The organism is Luteibacter aegosomatissinici (assembly GCF_023078495.1).
Taxonomy (GTDB): domain Bacteria; phylum Pseudomonadota; class Gammaproteobacteria; order Xanthomonadales; family Rhodanobacteraceae; genus Luteibacter; species Luteibacter aegosomatissinici.
Window position 1 is genome coordinate 2,047,791 of record NZ_CP095742.1, and the last position, 23,962, is coordinate 2,071,752.

Genomic DNA, 23,962 nt, shown 5'->3' on the forward strand with positions numbered 1-23,962 from the left:
GGAAACCCGGCGCCGGATGCGCCGGAATGGACCCACCGGGTCCTTCACACGACTAACGGAGATGGCATGGCGGCATTTGATTTTTCGGCGTTCCTGCTGGGCGTGACGGTCCTTTTCGGGGTCATCTGGCTCTTCGATCGCCTGTTCCTTGCCAAGAGCCGCCGCGCGCGCGCCGAAGCGGAAGGCAGCGACATTCCCGAGCCATGGCCCGTGGACTGGGCACGTTCCCTGTTCCCGGTCATCCTGGTGGTGCTGATCCTGCGCTCGTTCGTCGCCGAACCGTTCCGTATTCCATCCGGGTCCATGATGCCGACGCTCGATGTGGGCGACTTCATCCTGGTCAACAAGTTCTCCTACGGCCTGCGCATGCCGGCGTTCAACAATAAGCTGGTGGCGAACGGTGAGCCGCGCCGGGGCGACGTGGTCGTTTTTCGCTTCCCAGGCTACCGCTGCCCGGATGGCACGGGCCACATCGTGCGTAGTGGCGACGTTACCTGCCAGAACCCCGCCGCCCCCGTGCCGAGCGAGAACTGGATCAAGCGCGTGATCGGCGTGCCGGGCGACCGCATTGAAACGCGTGGCAGCGAGCTGTTCATCAACGGTGAGCGGGTTGCCATGGATGAGCTGGGTCCTTACAAGGGCGATGTGAAGCAGCCGGAAGATCGCCTGCTGATGACCTACGGCTCGAAGCTGTACACCGAGCACCTGGGCAGCGTGAACCACACCATCGCCCTGACCCCGGCTTACAACATGCCGCAGGACATCCCGAACGCGGTTGTGCCCTCGGAAGTGCCCAAGGGCTGCTACATCGTCATGGGCGATAACCGCATGAACAGTACCGATAGCCGCTGGTGGGGCTGCATGCCCGAGGAAAACCTCGTCGGCAAGGCGTTCTTCGTGTGGCTGGCCTGGCGCGGGTTCGATAACGGCATTAGCGGCATGTTCGATTTCTCCCGAATGGGCAAGGTCATCCATTGACCGGAACGGTGGCGCCGGTCACGGCCCGGGGCGTTGCGCCCCGGCGTGGACAAGGTAATCTCCGCAGCGGGGCGCACGTGCGCTCCGCCGGTATCCACCGCATTACTCAGGGGAGCCGCCACGGGCGGCGGGGTCACATATCATGAATTCCAGGCAGTCGGGCATTACGCTCATTGGCTTTATCATTGTCCTTGTCGTGCTGGGCTTTCTCGGCTTCATGGCCATGAAGCTCGTGCCCTCGTACATCGAATACATGGGCGTGGTGAAAGCCATGAACCAGATGGCTACCGAGCGCGGCAACGACGATATCGAGCAGGCGCGTCGCCAGCTCGCGTTCAAGATGAGCTTCCAGTACGTGGATGATTCAACGATCAAGCCGAAGGACATCACGGTGACTCGTATGAACAATACCCCGACGCTGCGGGTCGCTTACGACAAGCGTATTCCGTTCTTGTACAACATCGATTTCCTGCTTCATTTCGATAAGCAGGTTGCACTCCGCGGCGCCGCTGGCGCCGGATATTGAGGTTTCGTGGAATTCCCGCACCGTTTTCGTGATCCCGGTCTCGCGACCCTGGCACTGACCCACCGCAGCGCCGGGAAGCCGAACAACGAGCGCATGGAATTCCTCGGCGATGCCCTGCTGGGCGTGCTGGTGGCTGAGTTGCTTTATGAAGCCCACCCGCACGCCAGCGAGGGCGAACTTTCCCGTCTTCGCTCCCAGCTCGTGAATGGCCAGGCCCTGGCCGTGGTGGCACGCGAGCTGGAGCTTGGCGACCGGCTGAAGCTGGGCCCCGGGGAACTGAAAAGCGGCGGGTTCCGCCGGGACTCGATCCTGGCCGATGCCTTCGAGGCGATGCTGGCCGCCGTTTACCTGGATGACGGCTATGACGCCTGCCGCCAGGTCGTGCGCAGGCTTTTCACGCCGCGCGTGGGAGAACTGAAGCGCTCCAGCAAGGATGCCAAGACCCGCCTGCAGGAATGGCTGCAGGGAAAGGGCTTGCCGTTGCCCACCTACGAACTGACCGACAGTTACGGCGAAGACCATGCCAAGATCTTTGACGTCAGCTGCACTATTGAAGAGCCGGAGGCCATCCGCACCGAAGGGAGCGGGGGAAGCCGGCGTGCCGCCGAGCAGGATGCCGCCGAGGCGGTCCTGCGCCGGCTGCTGGACAAGAAACCATGAACGATAACGAATTCGAAGATAACGATACCCTGGTCGACGACGATTTCCGCTGCGGCTACGTCGCGCTTGCCGGCCGCCCCAACGTGGGCAAGTCGACCTTGCTCAATGCCCTCATCGGCGTGCGGCTTTCGATCGTCAGCCACCGCCCGCAAACCACCCGCCACCGCATTCTCGGCATTTCGACCAAGCCAGGCGGCCAGATCCTGTACGTGGATACGCCCGGCCTGCACCGTGGCGGCAAGCGGGCCATGAATCGCAGCCTGAATCGCGCCGCCCGTGCAGCCGTCACCGAGGTGGACCTTGCCGTGCAGGTGATCGAGGCCGGCCGCTGGACGGATGAGGACGCGGCGATGTACCAGGCGCTCTCCGAGCAGAAGGACATGCCGAAACTGCTGGCCATCAACAAGGTGGACCTGCAGAAGGACAAGGCGGCCATGCTGCCGTTCGTCGCCGACCTGATGCAGAAGCATCCGTTCGATGACGTGTATTACGTCAGCGCGCTGAAGTCCAAGGGTCTTGCCGGGTTGGAAAAGGGCATCCTGAAGCGCCTTCCCGAGCAGCCGGCGATTTACGGCGAGGATGAGATCACCGATCGCAGCGAGCGTTTCCTGGCGGCCGAGATGGTTCGCGAGCAGCTCATGCTTCGCCTCGACCAGGAGTTGCCGTACGCGACCACGGTCGAGATCGAGGCCTTCCAGGATCGCCCGGATGGCGTGGCCGAAGTGCACGCGGTGATCTGGGTGGAGCGCGATGGGCAGAAGGCCATCGTGATCGGTGCGGGTGGCGCGCAGCTCAAGGCGATTGGTACCTCGGCCCGCAAGGCCATGGAGACCATGTTCGAGCGCAAGGTGTTCCTCAAGCTTTGGGTGAAGGTGCGCGAAGGCTGGGCCGACGACGAAAACCTGCTCAAGCGTTTCGGTTACGAATAAGCCCGTACAGGCGCGATCGTCATGCGCGTCGAACAGCAGCCCGCTTTTGTCCTGCATGCGCGGCCGTATCGCGAGACCTCGTTGCTCGTGGAATGCCTCACGCGCGACCTCGGCCGTATCGGCGTGGTCGCACGCGGCGTGCGCAACGAGCGTGCCCGCGCCCAACGTGCCCAGTTGGAGCCGTTCCAGCGTATTGCGCTGGATCTGCTGCTGAAAGGCGAACTGGCCACCCTGCGATCGGCCGAACCGGTGGGTACGCCGATGCGCCTGGCTGGCGATGCCGGGCTCGCTGGTTTGTATCTCAATGAACTGGTGGTTCGCCTGACCGGGCGGCAGGACCCGACCCCGGATCTGTTCGATCACTACGAAGTAACACTGCAGCGCATGGCGGCGGGTGAGCCGTTGGGCTGGACGTTGCGGCGGTTCGAACGCGACATGTTGGACGCATTGGGGTACGCGCTGCAGATGGACGTGGGTGCGGTCGATGGCGAGCCTCTCGATCCCGCTGCCACGTACTTCTATGACCCCGAATCGGGCGCCATGCCCGGCCGCCCCGGGGACCCCCATGGCCTGCGCGGTTCCGATTTACTCGCCCTCGCCAGCGACACATCGCCAGACCAGGCCGGCCTGGCAGCGCTGCGGCGTATGATGCGGCAGGTGATCACCTTCCACCTGGGTGGCGGCGAGCTGAAAGCCTGGCGGGTGCTGCGGTAGCGACCTCGCTTGTGTAGGAGCGCGCTTGCGCGCGATCCCTACAGCGCAAGTGCGGTAATGGTCGCCTCAAGCTCCCGGCGAAACCGCTCGATCACGGCGGGCGCCATATACCTTGCATCCACGACATGCCCCTGCAGGGCCTTGGCCTGCGCCCCCAGGCGGGTTGCACCGCAGAAGCCGCATGCCGAGCGCAGGCGGTGCAACCGGTCGACCAGGCCGGCCGGATCGTGTGCCAGGGTATGCAACTCGCTGCGCAGATCGAGAAGCTCCCTGTGCAGCAATTCGCGCAAGGTGCGCATGATGGCCGCGTCGCCCGTTGCCGTGAGCCCCTCCTTGTCATCCAGCACGTCCACGCGCGGATCCACGCCAAGCACGGCTTCCAGTGCATGCTTGAGTGCACTGATCTTGCATGGCTTCTCAATGACACCCGCAAAGCCGGCATCGGCGAGATCGTCACGCAGTGTCCCTGGTATCTCCGCGCTGGTGGCGAAGGCAGGGGCGCCGGCCGAGGCCGCATCGATGCCTTCCCGGAGGTCGCGAAGGATATCCATGGCCCCGCCGTGCGGCATTCGGCAATCCAGCACGAGCGCATCGAACTTCGTGGCGCATGCATGGCGCAGCGCGTCCTTGCCATCCACCGCAAGCGTCACGTCATAGCCCAGTGACACCAGGGCCCCAGAGAGGAACTGGCGCGTGGAGGGGTCGTCATCCGCGACCAGTACGGCGCGCAGGGTACGGCGGTCAAGTGGGGGAGGGCGGTTCGGGTCCACGCAACGTTCCATGTCGTTCATCTGGTTTTGGCAGAATGGAGCAGCATGCGCCGCGTATCAACCCGCCCACTCGCATTTTTCCTTGTCGCCTGGATTGCGCTCTCCTGGGGGGCGCCCGCGCATGCGGGCCTTTCGGTGGGCGCGGATAGCGTTTCCGTTCCGGGGCTCAGCCTGACCGATATGCAGGCGGACCTGAACCCGCAGGGCGACGGGAAGGGCATCCAGCTGCAACTGACGGCAAAGAAAGCCGACGTGCCCGCCATGGGCTGGCGCAAGCTTGGCCTGGCGCTGGAAGGCCAGCTGGATCGCGATGAACTGGGTCGCTGGGTGTTCGAGGGCCGGGTGCGCCTGCGTGGCGCGCCCGGTGGCGCGCTCACCGACGCTGCCGTGCGTATCGTGGCGGACGAAGCCGCCAATACGCTGGCCGTCTCGGTGACCCAGGACAAGGCGGTGGCCGAGGTCGCCTTGCCGATCGACCAGGTCACCCACGCGCAGATCACGCTGAAGAACCTGCCGGCAGGCTGGCTGCAGGGGCTCCTGTCTACTGTCTGGTCGGGCCGTCCGACCGCGGGCAAGGTCAACGCGGACCTGGCGCTGGACCTGCTCGATACCGGCACGCAGGCAGCGGGCCAGTTCGCGCTCGACGGCGTGGGCTTCGACAGCCCGGGCGGCAAGCTGGCCGGGCAGAAAATCAGCGGTAGCGGCCGACTGGGCCTCGATACCAGCCAGGAAGGCGCCACGATCGACCTCGATGCCGCCCTGCGGGGTGGTGAATGGCTGCTTGGGCCGCTCTATGCCAACCTGCCCGCGCACGCCGTGCAGGTTTCCCTCTCCGCGCGTTCCCAGAAAGGCACGCTCGGCATCCGCCGGCTGCGCCTGACCGATCCCGATGCACTCCAGCTGGAGGGTGAGCTGGGTTTTGATACGAAGGGCGAACTCAGCACGTTACGCCTCGATCGCTTCAACGCGCGCTTCCCGGCCGCCTACGACCGCTACGGCAAGGGCCTGGTGCGCACGTGGGGCCTGGATGGCCTGCGAGCGAGCGGTGATGTGGCCGGCCACCTGGCCATGGGCCCCGGCGGCCCCACGGCGTTCGCGGTCCAGACCGGTGACCTGGACCTGGCGATGGCGGATGGCCGCCTGGGCGTGAATGGCCTGCACGGTTCCGTCGACTGGAGCGTGGATGAAGATCGCCCCACGACGCGCATGGGCTGGCAGAGCCTGCAGGTCTACCGTATCCCCAACGGTGCCGCGGAGGGCACGTGGCGTAGCAAGGGCGGCACCCTCGCACTCGAGAAGCCCATGGCCATCCCGGTGCTCGACGGCAACCTGCGCGTCCTGTCGCTTGGCTGGAAGCCCGCGGCTGCCACTGGCGAGCGCCTGCAGACATCGCTCGCGCTGACCCAGATCGACATGGGGGCGTTCTGCCGGGCCGTAGGGTGGCCGGAGTTCGGCGGGACGCTGGGCGGTGCCGTGCCGTCACTGCGTTATGTGGATGACCGGGTGGAGCTGGGTGGCGGGCTCGCGCTGAACGTTTTCGATGGCTTCGTCGATATCACCGGCATGACGCTGTCGCGTCCGTTCAGTGATGCTCCCGTGCTCGCCGGGAATATCGCGCTGCGCAACCTCGATCTGGCGAAAATGACCTCGGTGTTCGATTTCGGCAGCATCACGGGCCGCTTGCACGGCAGCATCGATGATGTGCGCCTGGTGGCCTGGCAGCCCTCGGCGTTCAAGGCGACGTTGCTTGCCGACCAGGGCGGCCGTATCAGCCAGAAGGCCGTCAACAACCTCACTTCCGTCGGCGGCGGCGGTATCGCCGGCGGCCTGCAGGGCACCGTGCTCAAGTTGTTCAAGACGTTCGGCTACCGGCGCATCGGGCTCAACTGCACGCTCAAGGGTGATGTCTGCAGCATGGGTGGCTTGGGCGCCACGAAGGATGGCTACACTATCGTCGAGGGCAGCGGCCTGCCGCATCTCACCGTGGTCGGCCACCAGCGCGAGGTCGACTGGCCCACGCTGCTCCGCCGCCTCCAGGCCGCCACCAAGGGCGATGGCCCCACCATTCAATAGGTACATGTACGCGGTGACGCCGCAACCGATAAAGGAATAGACGAATGTCCCGCAAACCACTGATTGGCCTGATCTTCGCCGCCGCCATCGCCTTGGTCGGCTGCGTCACCATCAACGTCTACTTCCCCGAGGCGGCCGCCCAGAAGGCCGCCGACCAGTTCATCGGCAACGTGCTTGACGATAGCGGCGTCGCGCCAGCGGCGGGCGACAAAGCGCCACCCAAGCCCGCCGCCGGCAAGCAGCCTTCGGCCTCGCTTCTGGATTTGGTGATCCCCAGGGCCATGGCGGCCGAAAGCCCCGATATCCAGGTGCGCTCGCCAGAGACCGACGCGATCCGGGCACGCATGAAGGGCCGCTTTGGCGGCCAGCTCAAGACCCTGTTCGATTCCGGTGCGGTCGGCTTCACCGCCAATGGCCTGGTGGCTGTGCGCGATGCCGGCTCACTACCGCTGGATCAACGCTCGCAGGCGGCCAGCGTGGTGCGTGACGAGAACAGCGACCGCGACCAGCTCTACAAGGAAATCGCCAAAGCCAATGGCCACCCCGAATGGGAGCCGCAGATCCGCAAGACCTTCGCCGCGGGCTGGGTCGAGCGCGCCCCCGCGGGCTGGTATTATCAGGACGCCTCCGGCGCCTGGAAACGCAAGTAAGCCCTTCGCCAGGATCGCACGCCGCGCTGTATGCCCGCGCGGCGCCTCCCAGCCCGGCCCGGACCGCCCCGTCCGGGCTTTTAGTTTTTTGAGCGCATGACCGAATTCGAAGCCACCATCACCGACCTCAGCCACGACGGCCGAGGCGTCGCCCGCATCGACAACAAGGCCACGTTTGTTTCCGGCGCGCTGCCGGGCGAGCGCGTGCTGTTGAAGTACCGCAAGCGTCACCGCAACTACGACGATGCCGAGGTTGTTTCGATCATCGAGGCGTCGCCCGATCGCGTCGAACCGAAGTGCCGCCATTTCGGCCAGTGCAGCGGCTGCTCATTGCAGCACATGGCACCGGAAGCGCAGATCGCCGCCAAGCAGCGCGTGCTGGCCGAAAACTTCGAGCGCATCGGCAAGGTCACCCCGGAAAGCTGGCTGCCGCCGCTCACCGATTCGCCGTGGAGCTACCGCCGCAAGGGCCGGTTCTCCGTGCGCTTCGTCAACAAGAAGGATCGCGTCCTGGTCGGTTTCCGCGAGGAATCCAATCCGCGCTTCGTGGCCGATATCGATGTGTGCGAGGTCATCCACCCTGCGATCGGCCCGAAGGTGGGTTTGCTCGCCACGTTGATCCAGGGCCTGGATTCAGCGCGCGACATCCCGCAGATCGAGTTCGCCGCCGGTGACGACACGGTCGCCCTCGTGTTCCGCCATCTTTCGCCGCTCAGCGAGGGCGACCGCGCCAGGCTCACCGCCTTCGCGCAGGAGCACGGCTTCGCGATCTACCTGCAGCCAGGCAACCACAGCAGCGTGCATGCGTTGTGGCCGGAGGCGCCGCGCCTGTCGTTCGCCATCCCTGCGGATAACGTCGAGCTGGAGTTCCTGCCGCTCGATTTCGTACAGGTCAACGCGGGCATGAACCAGCGGATGCTTGCGCGTACGCTCGAATTGCTTGACCTGAAGTCCACCGACAAGGTGCTCGACCTGTTCTGCGGCCTGGGCAACTTCACGTTGCCGATTGCCCGACATGCGGCCGAGGTGGTGGGTGTGGAAGGTGAACACGGGCTGGTGCAGCGCGCCGCTGAAAACGCCGCCCGTAACGGCATCGCCAATGCGTCGTTCCGCGTGGCCAACCTCTTCGAAGACCAGCGCGAGGAGCCCTGGGCAAAGCAGGCCTGGGACAAGATCCTGCTCGACCCGCCGCGTGCCGGCGCCGACAAGGTGCTCGAGTACCTGCCGCGCAAGGGCACCAACCGCATCGTGTACGTCTCCTGCCACCCCGGGTCGCTGGCCCGGGATGCGGGTATCCTCGTCGAGAAGCACGGCTTCCGGCTCGTGTCGGCCGGTGTGATGGATATGTTCCCGCACACCGCTCACGTTGAATCCATCGCGCTGTTCGAGCGCGGCTGAGCAAGGGCAGGGCATGGGCGTTGAAATCGAACGCAAGTTCCTCCTCGCTGGCGAAGGCTGGCGTGCACTGATCGAGCGCAGCGAGCCCATCGCCCAGGGTTACCTTGTCGGCATGGGGGCCATCGAAGGTGGCCATGCGCGCTCATCGGTGCGCGTGCGCATCTCGGGCGAGCAGGCCTGGCTCAATATCAAATCCGCCACCCTGGGCATTGAGCGCCAGGAGTACGAGTACCCGGTGCCGCTCGCCGATGCCCGGCATATGCTCGAGACCCTTGCTGACGGGGTGGTGGAGAAAGTTCGTCATCACGTCATGCTGCATGGCGCACACTTCGAAATCGATGAGTTCACTGGCGCCAACGCCGGCCTGGTGGTGGCCGAAATCGAGCTCGACGCGGCCGATGCCGCCTATCCGACACCCGAGTGGCTGGGCCTCGAAGTGAGCGACCTCGTCCGCTATTACAACGTCAACCTGATCGACCGGCCGTATCGCGACTGGACGCCGGCCGAGCGGGAAGGGAAGGAGAACGCCTGATGCTGCTGATCGGTCTGGAAGGCAAGGAACTGAAGCCGCACGAGCATGCGCACCTCACGGCGCACGGCGTGGCGGGCGTCATTCTCTTCAGCCGCAACTTCGAATCCCGCGAACAGGTCACGGCATTGATCGATGCCGTGCGCGAGGTGGGTGGCGACGACCTGCTGGTGTGCGTGGACCAGGAGGGCGGCCGCGTGCAGCGCTTCCGTGAGGGGTTCACCCGCCTGCCGCCGCTGCGTGCCATCGGCAAGCTGTACGACGCCGACCCGGGTGAGGCCGTGGACCGCGCCGAAGAACATGCGTGGATCATGGCCAGCGAAATGCGCGCGATCGGCGTGGATTTCAGCTTCGCACCCGTGGCCGATATCGATCGTGGCAGCAAGGCCATCGGTGATCGCGCGTTCCATGCCGATCCGGTCATCAGCGCCGAGCTGGTCCAGGCCTATGTGCGCGGCATGCACCTGGGCGGCATGGCCGCGGTGCTGAAGCATTTCCCGGGCCATGGCTCCGTTGCGGAAGATACCCACGAGTCCATCGCCGTCGATACGCGCAGCAAGAATGAGATCCTGCGGACCGACCTGCTGCCCTTCGTGGCCGGTATCGAGGCGCGCGCCGAGGCGGTCATGGCGGCGCACGTGAAGTACACGTCCGTCGATGACCAGCCTGCCGGCTATTCGCATGTGTGGATCGAAGAGATCCTGCGTGGCGAGCTCGGTTTCCGTGGCTGTGTGTTCGGTGATGACATCAGCATGGCCGCGGCCGGCAGCGTGGGTGGCATCGCCGCCCGCGCGCAGGCCAATCTCGATGCCGGCTGTGATCTGGTGCTGGCCTGTTTCCCCGACGTGGTTCCCGAAGCGATTGCCGCGGTCAAGGGCCGCCGGCTGCCGCCGATCGAACGCATCGCACCGTTGCGCGGTGCCATCGGATCGACCTGGGAAGGCCTTGTCGATAATCCCCAACGCGAGCGCTTCATTGCGCGCGTGACTGCCCTGGAGTCCTGAGCTACCCATGACCGCCGCCGCATCGCTCGAGCAAGCGCTCGAAAATTCCGACCTGCTGTTCAGCCGCGAGCAACTGGATACCGAGATCGCCCGCATGGGGCGCGAGATCGATACCGCGCTTGCCGGCGAGCGTCCGGTGTTCCTCACGGTCATGCACGGCGCGCTCATCTTCGCCGGCCAGCTGGCCCTGGCGATCAGGACCGACCTCGAGTTCGACTACGTGCACGCCACCCGTTACCGCGGCAACACCAGCGGCAGCGACCTGCATTGGCTGCGCCGCCCCGAGGTGCCGCTGGAAGGCCGCACCGTGGTGCTGGTCGATGACATCCTGGATGAAGGCCACACGCTGAAGGCCGTGCGCGATGCCTGCGTGGCCATGGGCGCGAAGCGGGTGCTGCTGGCGGTGCTCTGCACCAAGCTGCACGCTCGCCGTGCCGAGGGTATCGATGCCGATTTCAACGGCGTGAACCTGCCCGACCGTTACGTCTTCGGCTACGGCATGGATTACTACGAGCAGGCTCGTAACCTGCCGGCCATCTACGCACTGAAGGATTAACCCCGTGAGCATCGATCTTGCCGTGATCGGCGGCAGTGGCCTGTACGCCTTCGAAGGCCTGCAGAACCCCCAGCGGCATACCGTGGAAACCCCCTTTGGCCCGGCCTCGGGCGATATCGTCGTGGGTGACTTCAAGGGCAAGCGCCTGGCCTTCCTGGCGCGGCATGGCGAGAGCCACACCGTGCCGCCGCACCGGGTGAACTACCGCGCCAACCTGTGGGCGCTGCATTCGCTGGGTGCGCGCAAGGTCGTCGCGGTGAATGCGGTCGGTGGCATCCGCGATGACATGGGCCCGCGTGTGCTGGTCGTGCCCGACCAGGTCATCGACTACACCCACGGCCGCTACACCAGCTTCAACGATGTGGAAGGGGCCGAGGTACGGCATATCGATTTCAGCGAGCCGTATACGGAAAGCCTGCGCCAGGCGATCCTGGCCGCGGCCCGCGCCGAAGGCCTGGCCATCATCGACGGGGGCGTCCACGGGGTGACCCAGGGGCCGCGCCTGGAGACCCGTGCCGAGATCGCCCGTATGAAGCGCGATGGTTGCGACCTGGTCGGCATGACCGGCATGCCCGAGGCCGCGCTGGCCCGCGAGCTGGACCTGGAGTTCGCCTGCCTGGCCCTGGTCGCGAATTTCGCGGCAGGTGCAGGCGACGAGGCCGAGATCAGCATCGAGGAAATCTTTGCCCACCTCGCCGCCGCCACGGCCAATGTCGCCCCCATCCTGGGCCGCATGCTGGCCGCCTGACGGGGCGTATGCGAAAGAGTCCCACTTGCGCGTTGGTCTAAAACATGATGATACTTCGCTCGCGCCGCGGGGGCAGGCCAAGGGGATCTGGGGAACGCCTCGCCATCCGGGTGCTTCCAGTCCATGTCCAGAGGTTTCCGCAATGCGTTTCGGTACGGTCAAGTGGTTCAACGACGCCAAGGGTTTCGGTTTCATCGCGCCCGAGGACGGTGGGGAGGACGTGTTCGTCCACTTTTCTGCGATCAACTCGAAGGGCTTCCGTAGCCTTCAGGAAGGCCAGCGCGTGAAGTTCGAAGTGACGACGGGCCCGAAGGGTGCCCAGGCGTCGGGTGTCGAAATCGCTGCCTGATTGATAGCGCCAAGCCACCGAAAACCCCGCGCTCGTCGCGGGGTTTTTTTATGGGCGCCATCATCGCCCGCCCCGCTGTAGGAGCGCGCTTGCGCGCGAGCCCGGGCAACAGCGCGTCGGTACCGGGGCCACCCGCGACGCCATGACAGGCCCGGCACCTCTGCCTGCCCTTCGGCGCGGTCGGCACGCTAGCCCCATGGCAACCCTTATCGAATCCCTCACCGCCCTGGCCGTGTTCGCGTTGGGCTCTTCCGTGTCGGCCACCTGGCTTGCGCAATCAGCGGTACGTACCCATCGGGCGGATGCCTGGCTCGGCGCGCTCGCCGCGGCGACGGAGCTGGAAACCCGCATGCGCGCGAACCCGGAAGGCGTCCTTGCGGGGCATTATCAGTATGCGAATCCGGCAGCGGTTTGGTGTAACGGCGGGTGCACGGCGCTGGCTATCGCGGGTGACGACCTCTATCGCTTCAGCACCGATATCCGGCGTGCGCTCGGTCCTGGCGCGGAAGGGGCTGTCCGTTGCCGCGCTGGTCATTGCGCGATCCGCATCCAGTGGGTGGGCGGCCGTCTGGTTTGGGGCGATGTGCCATGACGGTCCGGGGCATGACGCTTATCGAACTCGTCGTTGCGCTCGCCATCGCCGCCATGGTGTCGGCGGTGGTCGCCACGGGGTCGTCCGCCCTGGCGTCACAGCTGCGCCGCCACCTGGCCATGGTTCGCCACAGTGACGGGCCTGGCGACGCGCTTGCCGGCATCCTTGCGGACATACGCAGCGATCCGGACTGGACGGCGTGCCTGCCTGCCTACGGCTGCCCGGCGTATGTCGGTAGCAGCCATGGCATGGCGGTCGTGGCGAACGGGCATGCATGGGCCATCCACGATCGCGGGTTGCGCACTTGCTTTCGCGACCGGTGCGAGCTCGCGCTCGCAGGGGTTTCTTCGCTGCAGGTAGTTGTCGACACCCATGATGGTGCCGGGATTCGCCGAGCCGAGGCCCGGCCGGAAAGCACGCGGGGGGCGCACCGGATCGAAATCCGGTTGTGGCTGGCCGAGGGTGGCCTGCGTTCGCGCAGCGCGTGGCTCGCACGGTGAGGCAGCGTGGCGCCATCCTGATCGTGGTGCTCGCGGCGCTTGCCCTGCTGGCGCTGCTTGGCGCGCAGGCGTCGCGCTTTGCCCATGGGCGCCAGCGCGAGGCGAATGAGACCTGGTGCCGCGAGCTGGCGCGCGCCAACCATGACGACGGTCGTGGTGGTCAGGTCCACATGGGCCATGCGACCATCGGGGATCGCGCGGGTACCGCGCCATTTTCCGAGGGGTTCCATGGATCGCAGACGTTTCCTCCAGGGCGCGACGCTTGCGTCAGGCGTGGCTTTCGCGGCGCGCGGCGTGTCGAGCACGGCACTGCCGCCGGTGACTAAGGGCGCCGGTATGGTGCCGCGCGTCTGTTCCACGTGGGATTTTGGCGTACCGGCCAACCAGGCGGCGTGGAAGGTGCTCTCGACCGGCGGCCGTGCGCTCGATGCGGTGGAGCAGGGCGTGCGCGTGCCCGAAGCGGACATGAAGAACCATAGCGTGGGCCGTGCCGGCTACCCCGATCGCGATGGCAAGGTCACGCTCGACGCCAGCATCATGGATGAACACGGCAACTGTGGTGCCGTTGCCGCCATCGAACACATCGCACACCCCATTTCCGTGGCCCGCCGGGTGATGGAGCGGACGCCCCACGTGTTGCTCGTGGGCGATGGCGCGCTGCAGTTCGCGCTGGAGCAGGGTTTCCCGCGCGAGGAGCTGCTTACGCCCGAGAGCCGCGAAGCCTGGCAGGCCTGGCTGAAGACGGCGAAGTACAAGCCGCAGGCCAACAGCGAAGTAAAAACCTACAACGCGGGTCCGGGCGGTACGCCGGGCGATGCCTCCAACCACGATACGATCGGCATGCTGGCCATCGATGCCAGGGGTAACCTCTCCGGTGCATGCACCACGAGCGGCATGGCGTGGAAGCTGCACGGTCGCGTGGGTGATAGCCCCATTATCGGTGCCGGCCTGTACGTGGATAACGAGGTCGGCGGGGCCACCTCGACAGGCGTGGGCGAAGAAGTGATCCGTAATGTCGGCAGCTTCCTGGTGGTGGAGCTGATGCGCCAGGGCCGTTCGCCCGAAGACGCCTGCCGCGAAGCCGTGGAACGCATCCTGCGCCGCAAGCCTGAAGCCAAGGACCTGCAGGTCGGCTTCCTTGCGATGGACAAGAAGGGCAACGTCGGCGCGTGGGCTATCCAGAAGGGGTTCTCGTACGCCGTGTGCGATGCGCAGAAGCAGGATACGTTGATCCCCGGCAAGAGCACGTACTGAGTATGGCGCTGCTGGAAGTGGCCGCGAACTCCGCCGCCTCCGCGTTCGCCGCGCAGGCGGGCGGTGCGGGTCGCGTGGAACTGTGCGCCAGCCTGGACGAGGGCGGTGTTACCCCGTCGCACGGCACGCTGGTGCTCGCGCGCGAGGGCCTCGACATTCCGCTGTACGTGTTGATCCGTCCACGCGCTGGCGATTTCGTCTACGAAGACCACGAAATCGAAGCCATGCTCGACGACATCATGCATTGCCGGGAGCTTGGCTGTGATGGCGTGGTGGTCGGCGCACTCACGCCGGAAGGCGAGGTGGATGTGGATGCCTGCCAGCGCTTCCTTGGGGCGGCGGACGGCATGGGCGTCACCTTCCATCGCGCGTTCGACCTGGTGGTTGACCAGGGCGATGCGCTGGAGACGCTGATCTCGCTGGGCTTCGAGCGTGTGCTCACCTCCGGCGGCATGGCCAGTGCCGTGGCGGGTGCAGGGCGGCTGGCGCGTCTGGTGACGCAGGCCGGCGGTCGCATCGTAGTGATGCCCGGCGCCGGCATCGAGCCCGGTAACATCGCCGCGCTGCGCGAAGCGACCGGTGCGCATGAGTTCCACGCGTCGGCCAAGCGCCGGCTACCGTCAGCGATGCGGCGTTCACCGGCCGATGCTCTTGGCATGGGTGCGGGCGAGACGCGCTCCGATACCAACACCGTACAGGCACTCGTCGCAGCGATCGCCTGACCGTTATAGTCACGGGGTCTCTCCAGAGGATGCCGCCCGTGACCCGACTGCAAGGATTTGCCCTGCTCGCCGGCCTGTTGATGGCCGGCGGTGCGTCCGCCGCCGATGCGGTGCACTACACCGCGCCCGGCAAGGCGCCGGTCGACCTGGATACGGCGTCGCTGGCACGCACCGAAGTGAAAGCCGGCGCGCACGGCGATGCACCCACCGCGTGGCAGGGCGTAGACCTGATCGATGTGCTGCGCGCGCAGGGCGCGCCGGTCGGCAAGGACCTTCGCGGCAAGGCGCTTTCGGATTTCGTACGCATCACCGCAGCCGATGGCTACCAGGTGATCTTCAGCCTGGGCGAGCTTGATCCGGATTTTGGCGGGCGCAAGGTCGTGCTTGTCGACAAGCACGAGGGCAAGCCGCTCGATGCGAAGGATGGCCCATACCGTATCGTGGTGCCGGATGATTCACGCCCGGCACGCTGGATACACAGCGTGACGGCGATCGAGCTGGTAGAAGCCTCGACCGCCGAGCACCGCAAGCCTTAACCGTTATCCAGCGGCGTGATCAGCTTCAATCCGCTATTGACGAGGAAGAGGCCATCATCGGGCAGGGCATCCGCGCTGTAACCCTCGGCGTCTTTTGCCCATGGAATGGATTGCTTCGGGCCAGGCACGTAGCCTTGCCACGTGCCGTAGCGGTCATCCGGATGCGGGCCCGCACCGCGGTTGAGGTGATAGACGATAGGGACGCTTGCGTAGAAGTAGGGATCGTTCGCGTGCGTGCCCGTCGTAGGAATGTTGAACGTCCAGTCCTTCGCCACGCGTAGCGCCGGCTTGGCCAGTACGTTACGCCAGACGTTCATCTCGGTATCGGAGCCCACGACGCCAAGGTTCACCTGTTGGACATCGGCATCGGCCACCTTGCCATCGCGGCCCACGCGGACCAGAAGGTAGACCGTTCCCTCGACGCCCGCCTTTGCCGCGTTCATCGGATACGCGGGTGCAACGCGTGACGCGTAGCTGATCTGCTCGCCGCCCGCGCCCTCTTCACCGAACGTGGCACCGACGATTCGCGCGGTGAACTGGTTGTCGTCCGGTGATTCCCGCTTTGCCACAAGGCGCAGGGTCATGTGGGCATGCGCCGCCACGGCGTGGCCGTCCTGTATCACGGGATCGAAACGCCACTTGGGCGCGGCCGCGCCAATGAGGCCGACGATCTCGCCTGGCAGCTTCTCTTGTCGGTCAAGTGTGTAACCGGTGACGCTGCCATCGGCGGCGACGCTGATATCACCCGTGACCAGCATGCTGGCCTCCATGCGCTTACGCGCCGCACCTGGGCCCGCCGCGATGGCCACGCCGGTCATCGCCAGGCCTGCCACACCTATCAACCACTGCTTACGCTTCATCCGTGCCACTCCCTGCCTTGTGGAATACGTTGGAGCTCACCCTGTGTGCGATGCCGTTCGCGGCCATGCCATAGGTGCTCCACGCACGATTATGCAGCCGCGTCGTGGCAAATTCATGGCTTAGCGCGTAGGGATGACACCCGCCGGCGTGACGGCGTAGACCTCGCGACCTGTAAGGTTCGCAACTTCATGCAGGCCTGTGAGTGTGCCGAATGCGGGCAACATACCCACGTCGCGATCGAACACGAACGCTGGCAAACGATGCTTGCGCCATCCATCGCGCACCACGACGCCGGGATGCACGTGGCCTGCCAGCGTGTAGCCTTCGACATGCGGATGCGGGTGGTGGGAAAGCACAAAGGGTGGCATCGGCAGGCGGTCGGGTTGCGCGGTGATGCCGAGTGCGCCTACGTCGAAGTGGCGATCGTGGTTGCCAGTCACCAGCGTGATATCGATCGTGGCGTGGCGTTCGCGCCAGGCGCGCACATCATCGACCCACGCACTGCGCGCCGTGGCGGCGCCATGTACCAGGTCGCCAAGGATCACCAGCCGCGTGGGCTGCAAGCTGGCGAACAGGGCATCGAGCCGGTGCAGGTCATCTTCCGTATCGCCGCTGGGCACGGCAATGCCCGCACGGCGGAACACCGCGCCCTTGCCGAAGTGCACGTCAGCGACGAGCAGGGTGCGCTGCGCACCCCAGTAGATGGCCCGTTCCGGATGCAGCGTAAGCTGTTCGCCGGCGAGTTCGATATCACGCGTGATCATGCCGTCCCCGCTTCAAGCGTGGCGAGCATGCGTTCCACGCGGGATTTCCAGTCATCCGTGGCGATCCCGCCGCGCAGCCTTTCCACCCACAGCGGGAATGCCAGCGGGCTCAGCCGCTTCGGTTCGCGCCAGAGCAGCGTCGAGCGGGCTACGCGAAGCAGGCACGCGCGCAGGCGGGTGAAGTCGAGTTGCTGGTCAAGCACCTCGCGTTCGGCCTGCCATAGCAAGGGATGCTCCGGATCGTGTCGGCGCAGTACATCGAATAGCAGGCCGCTCGATGCCTGGAGTTGGCGCAGGGTCTTCGCTTGCGCCGGGTAACCGTTGAATACCAGCCCGGCGACGCGGGCGATTTCACGGAACTGGCGACGCGCGAGTTCCGACAGGTTCACGCTCGCGCGGATATCGCGATGCAACCAGGTGGGGTGTAGCAGCATGCGCATGGTTTCCGCGTTGAGTGCAGGCATGCGCGCGGCGGTGATGGCAAGGCCGTAGTCGTTCACGGCGTAGCCGTAATCGCCGGGCTGTATCCGCGCCAGGCGCCATGCGAGCACGGCCGCGAGGCCCTCATGGGCGAGGCGGCCGGCGAAGGGAAATACGAACAGGTAATCGCCCTCGCGCGTGCGAGTGCGTTCGCACAGGATCTCGTCGAGACCGGGCACCGCCGAATGCGCGCGCTGGATGGCAAGCAGTGGCCCAAGGGCGCGCATCTCGGCACTGCGCGGGTCCGGTGCCGCCAGAGTGCGGCGTAGTTCGTCGGAGAGTTCCCCGGAGAGCGGCAGGCGACCGCCCATCCAGCGGGGCACGCCGCCGCGCCGGTTCGGAGCCGCGCGCACGTAGGCGGTCATGTCGCGCACGCGCACCAGTTCGAGGTTGCGGCCAGCGAAAAGGAAGCGGTCGCCGGGGCGAAGGCGTGACACGAAGCTTTCCTCCACGGTACCCAGCCGCGCGCCCTTCATGTAACGGACCTGCAGGGTGCCATCGGAGGTAATCGTGCCGATCGAGAGGCGATGCATGCGGGCGACGCGTCCGCTTTGCACGACGTAGCGTCCATCGACCTGAACCAGCTTGTGGTACTCGGGATAGCTCGCCAGGGCCGTGCCGCCCGTGCACAGGTAAGCGAGCACGGCATCAAAGCGATCGCGCGGCATGTTTGCGTATGCCAGCGATGTGGTGATCTCGGCGTACGCCTCGTCGGCCGTGAAACCACCGCCAAGCGCCATGGTCATCAGGTGCTGGGCCAGCACATCCAGGCAGCCGCGCATGGGGCGCCGAGGCTCCAGGTGGCCTTCACTGAGCGCGCGCCTCGCGGCATCGACCTCCGCCAGCTCCAGCAGATGGGTGGGCACGCAGAGGATGCGCGAGGGCATGCCCGGCTGATGGCCGCTGCGGCCCGCCCTTTGCAGCAGGCGCGCCACGCTTTTCGGGCTGCCGACCTGGATCACGCGCTCAACGCTTGAGAAATCCACGCCGAGGTCCAGGCTGGACGTGGCGACGACACAGCGCAGCGCGCCGACGCGCAGGCCTTCCTCCGTCGCGAATCGCAGCTTCGGATCGATCGAGCCGTGATGCAGCGCGAGGGTCGCCGGTGCTTCCGGCCACACGGAAGCAAGGGCTTCGTGCCACAGCTCCGCTTGCGATCGGGTGTTGGCGAAGACCAGGCTGCTGCGCGCTTCCATCACCGCCTTGAGCACACGCGGTAGCTGGGTGAGGCCGAGATGGCCGGCCCAGGGGAATCGTTCACCGCCTTCGGGCACGGCCGTATCGATGATGGTCTTCTTTCGCGCCGCCGCGCCTACGAGGACGCCATCGCCGGTGAGCGCTTTCAGCGCTTCATCCAGGTTGCCCAGCGTGGCCGAGAGCCCCCAGATGCGTGCTTCGGGCTGCCACTGGCGCAGGCGGGTCAGCCCGAGCTGCAGGAGCGTGCCCCGCTTGTTGCCGATCAGTTCGTGCCACTCATCGACCACCACGCCGCGCAGCGTCGCGAAGCGCTCGCGGGCGTCGGGGTAGCTGAGTAACAGCGCAAGGCTTTCCGGCGTGGTCACCAGTAGCTCGCAGGCGCCACGACGCAACCGCGCGCGCTCCGCACTGCCACTGTCGCCCGTACGGCGCAGCACACGCCACGGTAGGTCCATGGCCTCCACGGCGGCGGCAAGGTGCTGCGTGGTATCGGTGGCCAGCGAACGGAGCGGGGTAATCCATAGAAGGCGCAGGCCCGTGCCTGGGTTCAGCACGCCATCGATCAGTGGCCCGCCCGCCGCCGCGAGCGTCTTGCCCGTACCGGTGGGTGCGTGCACCAGGCCATGCTTGCCTGCGGCCCATTGCTTCCAGGCGGTGCGCTGGAACGACGCCGGGCGGCGCGCCTGCGCGGTGAACCACGCTACGAGGCGCGCCTCAGCCCGACGCCAGGCGGCGGAGGTCGTCAAGTTTGTCGGCATCGCGGATCGCAAGGTCGGTACGCCAGCGCAGGATGCGCGGAAAGCGCACCGCCACGCCGGCCTTATGGCGCCCCGAGGCCTGGATGGCTTCGAAGGCGAGTTCGAATACATGGGTGGGCTGTACCGAGCGCACGGGCCCGAAACGATCGACGGTGTTGGCGCGGATCCAGCGATCAAGTCGGCCGATCTCGTCGTCGTCGAGGCCGGAGTAGGCCTTGGCCACGGGCACCAGCGCCTCGCCATCCCACACGCCGAAGGTGTAGTCGGTGAACAGGCCTGAGCGGCGGCCGTGGCCGGGCTGTGCGTAAAGCAGCACGGCATCGATCGTGTACGGATCCACCTTCCATTTCCACCAGTCGCCGCGCTTGCGGCCGACGCGGTAGGGCGAATCCAGGCGCTTCAGCATCAGGCCCTCGGTGCGGCGTTCGCGCGCTTCGCCGCGGATGGCGGTGAGATCGTTCCATGCGTTTGCGGGTACGGCGGGTGAGAGCATGAACACTGGCCCGTGGCCCGCCAGTAATGCGGCGAGCCGAGTCCGGCGTTCGTGCAGTGGCGTTTCGCGCAGGTCCTTGCCGTCCAGCTCAAGCAGGTCGTAGGCCATGAGCCGCACGGGCGTATCGGCGAGCAGCTTTGGGCCGGGCTTGAGTTTGCCGATGCGTTTCTGCAGTGCGGCGAACAGCAGCGGGTGCACTTCGTCCAGCGACCAGGCGAGGATTTCCCCGTCGATCACGCAGCCATCGGGCAATGTGCGCGCTGCCGTTTCCAGCTCCGGGAAGCGCCCGTCGAGGCGTTCTTCACCACGCGACCAGAGAATCGCCTCGTCACCACGGCGCATCAGTTGCGCGCGAATGCCGTCCCACTTCCACTCGGCTAGCCAATCGGTGACGGGACCAAGCGTCTCGACCTCATGTTCGAGCGGTGACGCGAGGAAGAACGGGTAGGGGCGCTCGCCCGCGTGTTCGTCCGCGCGCTCGGGTTCGGCCAGGGCCCGGAAAGCGTCGGCCGAAGGTTTCCACGTGCCGCTGAGGCGATGTGCAATCAGGTCGGTCGGCAGCGATGTCCATTGCGCGATTGCTTGTACGACAAGGCGTTGCGATACACCGACACGCAGCGAGCCGGTCAGGAGCTTATTGACCAGGAACACCTGCGCGGCGGGCAGGTCGCGCCAGCAGTCGCGCAACGTCTCCACGCGTTCCGTGGACTCGAGGCGCCCCAGCGAGGGCAGGCGCGCCTCCATCCACACGTGCAGCGGCGTATCGGTGCCATCCGCTTCGCGACGCGGCAGCATCAGTGCAATGGTCTCCGCCAGGTCACCCACATGGGCGTAGCTGTCGTCGATCAGCCAGTCGGCATAGCCGGTCTCGGCGGCCAGCGCCGTTCGCAGTTCGGTCGACGTGGCGGTGCGTTTGAGCTTGCCGCCGCCAAGCACATACACCGCCCAGGCGGCATCTTCGGGCGGCGCATCGGCGAAGTAGGCGGCCATGGCATCACGCTTGGCACTGGTCGATGCGGTGCGGTCCAGTGCGTCGTAGAGGGTGGCGAAGCGGCGCATCAGTCGCCTTCCTCGCTGGCGCGTGCGTCCGGCATCTCGCCGAGTGAACGTAGTGAGCGGGCGTCGTGGCCGCGTTCGCGCAGATAACGGATCAACGCCTCGCCATCACCGTGGGTCACGTAGATCCGCTTCGCGCCGCAGTCTTCCACGCTGCGGATCAATCCCGGCCAATCCGCGTGATCGGACACGATGAAGCCGCGATCGTAGCCGCGGCGGCGCCGCGCACCGCGCACCTGCATCCAGCCGGAGGCGAACCCGGTAGAGGCTTTCGAGAAGCGTTTCATCCACGGCGCGCCGGCAGCCGAGGGCGGGGCGAGGATGAGTTCCCCGGCGAAATCGCGGCCGTGGGCGGTTTCGCTGACCGCCTCGGTCGGCACCATGTGCACACCCGCCTCGCGGTAATCCTCCACCAGTCGCACCATGGCGCCATGCAGGTAAACCGCGCGGTCGGTGCGCGTGGCGAGCTCGGCAAGGACCCGCTGCGCCTTGCCCAGCGCGTAGCAAAACAGCACGGCCGGGATGCCACGTTCGGCGCAATCCGCCCACCACCCCATCAGGTCGTCGATCACCTCACCCATCGGCGGCCATCGGTAGATCGGCAGGCCGAACGTGGATTCGGTGACGAAGACATCGCACGGTACGGGCTCAAACGGTGCGCAGGTGGGATCCGGGTCGCGTTTGTAATCGCCCGACACCACGGCGACCTTGCCGCGGCCCTCGATGCGCACCTGCGCGGCCCCCAGCACATGGCCGGAGGGGTGAAGGCTAAGCACCGTCTCGCCCAGCGTGAACCGTTCACCGTAGTCGTAGGCGCGAAGGGTGGCCGTGGCGCCGAGCCGCTCGCGCATCAGCGCCGAGCCCGCGCTGGCCACGTGATACAGCGCGCTGCCTGCACGCGCATGGTCCCCGTGCGCGTGCGTGACCACGGCGCGGGCGACCGGCAGCATGGGGTCGATATAGAAATCGCCCGCCGGGCAGTAAAGCCCTTCAGGGCGGGGTAGCAGCAGGTCGCTATCCATGGCCCGACGCTAGGCGGCGGGGCGTCAAGGCCGCGTAGGTATCCTGTAGGACGGCGCTCGCGCGCGATCCGGCCCCGCCTCAAGCCACGAACTGCAGTCGCGCCAGTTCGGCATAAAGGCCGCCCTGGGCCAGCAACTGCTCATGGGTGCCCTGGGCCACGATCCGGCCGGCCTCCATCACCACGATCCGGTCCGCCCGTTGCACGGTGGCCAGGCGGTGGGCGATGACCAGCGTCGTGCGACCCTTTTCAAGCCGCTCCAGCGCCTGCTGGATCGCCGCTTCCGACTGCGCATCCAGTGCCGAGGTCGCTTCATCCAGCAGCAGTAGCGGCGCATCGCGCAGGATGGCGCGAGCGATGGCGATGCGCTGCTTCTGGCCGCCTGACAGGCGCACGCCACGTTCGCCCAGCGCCGCCTCGTAGCCTTCCGGCAGTGCGGAGAGGAATCCGTCGGCTTCGGCGAGGCGCGCGGCTTCACGCACCTCATCATTCGTCGCGTTCTCACGGCCGAAGCGAATATTGTCCGCAGCACTGCCGCCAAAGATCACCGTCTCCTGCGGCACGAGCGCAATGGAGCCACGCAGGTCGGGCAGGGCCAGCGCGCGCAGGTCCACGCCATCGAAGCGAATGGAGCCCGACTTCGGATCGTGGAAGCGGAGCAGCAGGCTGAACACGGTGCTCTTGCCGGCGCCCGAGGGGCCTACCAGGGCGACGGTTTCGCCTGGCGCGATGTCGAGGGTGAAGTCCGAGAGGGCCGCTACGTCTGGGCGTGACGGGTAACGGAATTCCACGTGGTCGAAATGCAGCGAGCCGGTGACCGGCACCGGCAGCGGTTCCGGTGCCTCGGGCGTGCGGATCAGCGGCTGCTCGGCGAACAACTCGCCGATGCGCTCCATGGCGCCGGCGGCGCTCAGTACATCCCCCCACACCTCGGACAGGCCCGCCACCGAGCCGGCGGCGAAGATGGCATAGAGCACGAACTGGCTGAGCACACCTGGCTGCAGGGTGCCGGCGATCACATCGCGCGCGCCACTCCACAGCACGAGCGTGATCGCGCCAAAGATCAGGACGATGACCGCCGCGGTAAGCAGCGAGCGCATGCCGATGCGGCGACGCGCCGTGGCCAGGGCCAACGCGATGGCATCGGCATAGCGGCGGCTCTCGATCGGTTCGCGGTTATAGGCCTTCACCGCCTGTGCGGCATTGAGCGTCTCGTTTGCCACCGCGGCCGCATCGGCGATGCGGTCCTGGCTATGCCGTGAGAGCTTTTGCACGCGGCGGCCGAAGATGAGGATCGGCAACATCACCGCAGGGATGACCAATGCCGTGAGGCCGGCGAGGTGCGGACTCGTCCAGGCCATCGCCACGGCCGAGCCGATCAGCATCACGGCGCTGCGCAGCGCGACGGAAATGCCCGAGCCCACCAGCGTCTGGACCACCTCGGTATCGGTACCGAGGCGCGAGGTGAGCTCGCCCACGCGGGTGCTTTCATAGAAGCCCACGTCGAGGCCGATGACGTGCTTGTATAGCGCGGCCCTGAGCGAGGCGAGCGAACGCTCACCCAGCAACGCGATGCAGTAGTAGCGCCCGGCCGTGGCGATGGCGAGCACCACCGCCACCGCAAACAGGGCCAGGAAGGTGCCATTGATGGTGGCGACGTTCGAGGCGAGGAAGCCCCGGTCGATGATGTGGCGGAGCGCCGGGGGCAGGGCCAGTGAGGCGCCGGAGGACAGGGCCAGGAACACCAGCCAGCCAAACACAAGGCCCTTGTGCGGCTTCATGAACGGCCAAAGGTTGCGCAACGCGCCGATATTGCGTGATTTCGCCCTGCGTTCGCCGCTCAT

26 protein-coding genes are annotated in these 23,962 nt (G+C 66.4%); 19 read left to right on the top strand and 7 right to left on the bottom strand.

The annotated features are described in order from the left end of the window. Positions 1-66 precede the first annotated feature (66 nt). From lepB to recO, 5 genes are all read left to right on the top strand, one after another. Positions 67-978 carry a signal peptidase I gene (lepB, locus tag L2Y97_RS09165; RefSeq protein ID WP_247435766.1) on the top strand — a complete coding sequence of 304 codons (912 nt, stop codon included), beginning with the start codon at positions 67-69 and terminating at the stop codon, positions 976-978. A 142-nt stretch (positions 979-1,120) separates the two neighbouring features. Beyond that, positions 1,121-1,504 (top strand): DUF4845 domain-containing protein, encoded by a 384-nt coding sequence (locus tag L2Y97_RS09170; RefSeq protein WP_247435768.1) that lies wholly within the window; start codon positions 1,121-1,123, stop codon positions 1,502-1,504. A gap of 6 nt (positions 1,505-1,510) precedes the next feature. Next, complete coding sequence (gene rnc / locus L2Y97_RS09175; protein WP_247435770.1) at positions 1,511-2,164, top strand: ribonuclease III; 654 nt, start codon at positions 1,511-1,513, stop codon at positions 2,162-2,164. Next, positions 2,161-3,093 (top strand): GTPase Era, encoded by a 933-nt coding sequence (era, locus tag L2Y97_RS09180; protein WP_247435772.1) that lies wholly within the window; start codon positions 2,161-2,163, stop codon positions 3,091-3,093. The genes rnc and era overlap by 4 nt, the downstream gene beginning before the upstream one ends. A gap of 21 nt (positions 3,094-3,114) precedes the next feature. Continuing rightward, positions 3,115-3,807 carry a DNA repair protein RecO gene (gene recO, locus L2Y97_RS09185; RefSeq protein WP_247435775.1) on the top strand — a complete coding sequence of 231 codons (693 nt, stop codon included), beginning with the start codon at positions 3,115-3,117 and terminating at the stop codon, positions 3,805-3,807. 38 nt (positions 3,808-3,845) lie between these two features. On the opposite strand, the gene L2Y97_RS09190 is transcribed toward recO, so the two are convergent. After that, the gene (locus L2Y97_RS09190) at positions 3,846-4,577 is read right to left on the bottom strand and encodes a response regulator (protein WP_247435778.1); all 732 of its coding nucleotides are present in this window, start codon (positions 4,575-4,577) and stop codon (positions 3,846-3,848) included. A gap of 45 nt (positions 4,578-4,622) precedes the next feature. On the opposite strand from L2Y97_RS09190, the gene L2Y97_RS09195 reads away from it, so the two are divergent. From L2Y97_RS09195 to L2Y97_RS09260, 14 genes are all read left to right on the top strand, one after another. Then, on the top strand, positions 4,623-6,650 hold the full coding sequence (locus L2Y97_RS09195) for a translocation/assembly module TamB domain-containing protein (RefSeq protein WP_247435781.1): 2,028 nt from the start codon (positions 4,623-4,625) through the stop codon (positions 6,648-6,650). Positions 6,651-6,694: 44 nt separating this feature from the next. After that, the gene (locus L2Y97_RS09200; protein WP_247435784.1) at positions 6,695-7,300 is read left to right on the top strand and encodes a YdbL family probable chaperone protein; all 606 of its coding nucleotides are present in this window, start codon (positions 6,695-6,697) and stop codon (positions 7,298-7,300) included. A 96-nt stretch (positions 7,301-7,396) separates the two neighbouring features. Then, positions 7,397-8,698, top strand: coding sequence for a 23S rRNA (uracil(1939)-C(5))-methyltransferase RlmD (gene rlmD, locus L2Y97_RS09205; RefSeq protein ID WP_247435786.1), 1,302 nt, complete (start codon positions 7,397-7,399; stop codon positions 8,696-8,698). 13 nt (positions 8,699-8,711) lie between these two features. Continuing rightward, a complete protein-coding gene (locus L2Y97_RS09210) occupies positions 8,712-9,230 on the top strand; it encodes a CYTH domain-containing protein (protein WP_247435788.1) in 519 nt (172 codons plus the stop codon). Beyond that, positions 9,230-10,231 (top strand): beta-N-acetylhexosaminidase, encoded by a 1,002-nt coding sequence (gene nagZ, locus L2Y97_RS09215; RefSeq protein ID WP_247435791.1) that lies wholly within the window; start codon positions 9,230-9,232, stop codon positions 10,229-10,231. The genes L2Y97_RS09210 and nagZ overlap by 1 nt, the downstream gene beginning before the upstream one ends. A 7-nt stretch (positions 10,232-10,238) precedes the next feature. Beyond that, the gene (locus L2Y97_RS09220; protein ID WP_247435794.1) at positions 10,239-10,787 is read left to right on the top strand and encodes a hypoxanthine-guanine phosphoribosyltransferase; all 549 of its coding nucleotides are present in this window, start codon (positions 10,239-10,241) and stop codon (positions 10,785-10,787) included. Between the two features lie 4 nt (positions 10,788-10,791). After that, a complete protein-coding gene (locus L2Y97_RS09225) occupies positions 10,792-11,535 on the top strand; it encodes an S-methyl-5'-thioinosine phosphorylase (RefSeq protein ID WP_247435797.1) in 744 nt (247 codons plus the stop codon). A 142-nt stretch (positions 11,536-11,677) separates the two neighbouring features. Further along, complete coding sequence (locus L2Y97_RS09230) at positions 11,678-11,884, top strand: cold-shock protein (RefSeq protein WP_036117760.1); 207 nt, start codon at positions 11,678-11,680, stop codon at positions 11,882-11,884. A gap of 196 nt (positions 11,885-12,080) precedes the next feature. Continuing rightward, positions 12,081-12,476, top strand: coding sequence for a PilV family protein (locus L2Y97_RS09235; protein ID WP_247435799.1), 396 nt, complete (start codon positions 12,081-12,083; stop codon positions 12,474-12,476). Continuing rightward, complete coding sequence (locus L2Y97_RS09240) at positions 12,473-12,976, top strand: prepilin-type N-terminal cleavage/methylation domain-containing protein (RefSeq protein ID WP_484497456.1); 504 nt, start codon at positions 12,473-12,475, stop codon at positions 12,974-12,976. The genes L2Y97_RS09235 and L2Y97_RS09240 overlap by 4 nt, the downstream gene beginning before the upstream one ends. After that, positions 12,973-13,302: a hypothetical protein gene (locus L2Y97_RS09245; protein WP_247435804.1), complete on the top strand. Its 330-nt coding sequence runs from the start codon at positions 12,973-12,975 to the stop codon at positions 13,300-13,302. Before L2Y97_RS09240 ends, L2Y97_RS09245 begins: the two co-directional genes overlap by 4 nt. After that, positions 13,205-14,230, top strand: coding sequence for a glycosylasparaginase (locus L2Y97_RS09250; RefSeq protein WP_247435807.1), 1,026 nt, complete (start codon positions 13,205-13,207; stop codon positions 14,228-14,230). The genes L2Y97_RS09245 and L2Y97_RS09250 overlap by 98 nt, the downstream gene beginning before the upstream one ends. 2 nt (positions 14,231-14,232) lie before the next feature. Continuing rightward, positions 14,233-14,952: a copper homeostasis protein CutC gene (locus L2Y97_RS09255; RefSeq protein ID WP_247435809.1), complete on the top strand. Its 720-nt coding sequence runs from the start codon at positions 14,233-14,235 to the stop codon at positions 14,950-14,952. Between the two features lie 38 nt (positions 14,953-14,990). Next, the gene (locus L2Y97_RS09260; protein WP_247435812.1) at positions 14,991-15,488 is read left to right on the top strand and encodes a molybdopterin-dependent oxidoreductase; all 498 of its coding nucleotides are present in this window, start codon (positions 14,991-14,993) and stop codon (positions 15,486-15,488) included. Here the strand turns inward: L2Y97_RS09260 and L2Y97_RS09265 are convergent. The 6 genes from L2Y97_RS09265 to L2Y97_RS09290 all read right to left on the bottom strand — a co-directional run bounded on the left by L2Y97_RS09265 (position 15,485) and on the right by L2Y97_RS09290 (position 23,962). Beyond that, positions 15,485-16,348: an energy transducer TonB gene (locus tag L2Y97_RS09265; RefSeq protein WP_247435815.1), complete on the bottom strand. Its 864-nt coding sequence runs from the start codon at positions 16,346-16,348 to the stop codon at positions 15,485-15,487. The genes L2Y97_RS09260 and L2Y97_RS09265 overlap by 4 nt on opposite strands. A 120-nt stretch (positions 16,349-16,468) precedes the next feature. After that, positions 16,469-17,113 (bottom strand): ligase-associated DNA damage response endonuclease PdeM, encoded by a 645-nt coding sequence (gene pdeM / locus L2Y97_RS09270; protein ID WP_247435818.1) that lies wholly within the window; start codon positions 17,111-17,113, stop codon positions 16,469-16,471. Next, the gene (locus L2Y97_RS09275; RefSeq protein WP_425492835.1) at positions 17,110-19,548 is read right to left on the bottom strand and encodes a ligase-associated DNA damage response DEXH box helicase; all 2,439 of its coding nucleotides are present in this window, start codon (positions 19,546-19,548) and stop codon (positions 17,110-17,112) included. The genes pdeM and L2Y97_RS09275 overlap by 4 nt, the downstream gene beginning before the upstream one ends. Next, positions 19,505-21,100, bottom strand: coding sequence for an ATP-dependent DNA ligase (locus L2Y97_RS09280; protein WP_247435824.1), 1,596 nt, complete (start codon positions 21,098-21,100; stop codon positions 19,505-19,507). Before L2Y97_RS09280 ends, L2Y97_RS09275 begins: the two co-directional genes overlap by 44 nt. Beyond that, complete coding sequence (locus tag L2Y97_RS09285) at positions 21,100-22,119, bottom strand: ligase-associated DNA damage response exonuclease (protein WP_247435827.1); 1,020 nt, start codon at positions 22,117-22,119, stop codon at positions 21,100-21,102. The genes L2Y97_RS09280 and L2Y97_RS09285 overlap by 1 nt, the downstream gene beginning before the upstream one ends. Before the next feature lie 79 nt (positions 22,120-22,198). Next, on the bottom strand, positions 22,199-23,962 hold the full coding sequence (locus tag L2Y97_RS09290) for an ABC transporter transmembrane domain-containing protein (protein ID WP_247435829.1): 1,764 nt from the start codon (positions 23,960-23,962) through the stop codon (positions 22,199-22,201).